Annotated in this window: 1 protein-coding gene and 1 pseudogene; one reads left to right on the top strand and one right to left on the bottom strand. The window is 71.0% G+C overall.

Annotation, left to right across the window (positions count from 1 at the left end; translation table 11 throughout):
- Window positions 1–1,017 (bottom strand): annotated as a pseudogene (locus AB0J52_RS40115) (hypothetical protein); the annotation flags it as partial.
- A gap of 284 nt (window positions 1,018–1,301) precedes the next feature.
- On the opposite strand from AB0J52_RS40115, the gene AB0J52_RS40110 reads away from it, so the two are divergent.
- A partial coding sequence (locus AB0J52_RS40110) for an SAM-dependent methyltransferase (protein WP_500188420.1) occupies window positions 1,302–1,512 on the top strand: 211 nt, incomplete at its 3' end.

Genomic DNA, 1,512 nt, shown 5'->3' with positions numbered 1-1,512 from the left:
GCCGCCGACCGCCTTGGCGAGCTGGGCGCGCTTCTCCGGCGACGCGGCCCGGTACTGCGCCTTGAGCTGGCCGCCGAACGCCGACTTGGGGAAGGTGAACGCCTGGTAGGCCCAGCCGTCGCCGCCCTTGCGCCGCATCCACACGCCGGGGCCGTGCGAGCCCCTCACGTAGGTGCGGAAGATGTGCACGATCTGGGTCTGGAGGCCGAGCCGCTCCCGGTCGTCGATGAGCCGCTGCAGGACGCGCGAGGCGACGATCCCCGCGCCGCGCACGACCACGACGCCCGGCCGCGTCTTGAGGAACTCGTACACGTGCTCGTGCGGCTCGTAGGCGTTGACGACGCGGTGGTAGTCGTTGTGCGTCTCGCGGAACTCCTGCAGGTCCGGCAGGTACTTCAGGCCCGGGTAGCCGACCGCGAGGTGGACGTACCGGGACCGGATCGCGATCCGCTTGGTCGGCGTGGTCCCCGGGGGCGGGGTGACGATCGTGAAGTAGCCGCCGCCCGCGCGGCGGCGCACCATCCGCACCTGCCCCTGGGCCAGCATGTTCCAGTAGGAGATGCGGTCGGCCTCCTTGCGGACGGTCGCGAAGACCGTCCCGGCGCGCGGCGCGAAGAAGTCGGCGGCGAGCGGTTCGACCAGCACCTGCCACACGAGCGCGAGGGACTTGTCCTGCCACGCCTCGTGCATCGCGTACGAGGGGAAGCCCCAGATGTTGTCGGGACGGGCCCCGGCGTCCGAGCGGATCCGCTCGTGCACGGGGAGCTGCGACACGCGGGTCAGGTACTCCCAGCTCTGCCACGGCGTCTCGCTCGTGGACACCACCCGGATCGCCGACGCGGGCGCGCCCTGGATCCGCAGGACGTCGGTCAGGATGAACGAGCCGAGCCCGCCGCCCACCGACACCAGGGGCGTGTCGTACACCGGGATGCCCGCCGCCGCGAGCGCCTGGTCGTACCAGACCGGCGTCCCGATCAGCTGCGGCGTCAGATCACCACGGGCATGCGTGCTCGACAACTGTTGTTTCCCCCGACGATCCGGCGCCCCTGAACGACGCGACATTTTATACAGAACTTATGACGAGGCGGGGCGAACGAGACACAGCCGAAATGCTGCGACATCCCTCGCCGAACGGGCCATGGCACCGGTCGTCCGCCGGACGCTCCGGGGCCGCCGCCGGCGAGCGCGACGCCTGCGTTACCGTCCCTTCCCATCGCCTCACGAACGCCTGGCGGTTCGCCTCCGTCCGCCCTGTTCGACGGGACGAACCGGTCAGCCGTTCAGGAACGGAGCCGAGAAAATTGAACGAGTGCACACTGCGACTCATCGGACGCGTCGAATCGTCCCTCGCGAACCGGGCGGACGCGCCCCGGCAGCCCGACGAGGGCGCGCCCGACGCCTGGCTCGTCTTCGACGACCGCTACGCTCCCGCGCTGGCCGACCTGTCCGCGGGCGACGACGTCCTGCTGCTCACGTGGCTCGACCGCGCCGACCGCGACACCCTCGCCGTCC

This window comes from Spirillospora sp. NPDC049652 (genome assembly GCF_040675125.1).
GTDB lineage: Bacteria > Actinomycetota > Actinomycetes > Streptosporangiales > Streptosporangiaceae > Spirillospora.
This window is presented reverse-complemented; position numbering and strand designations above follow the sequence as displayed.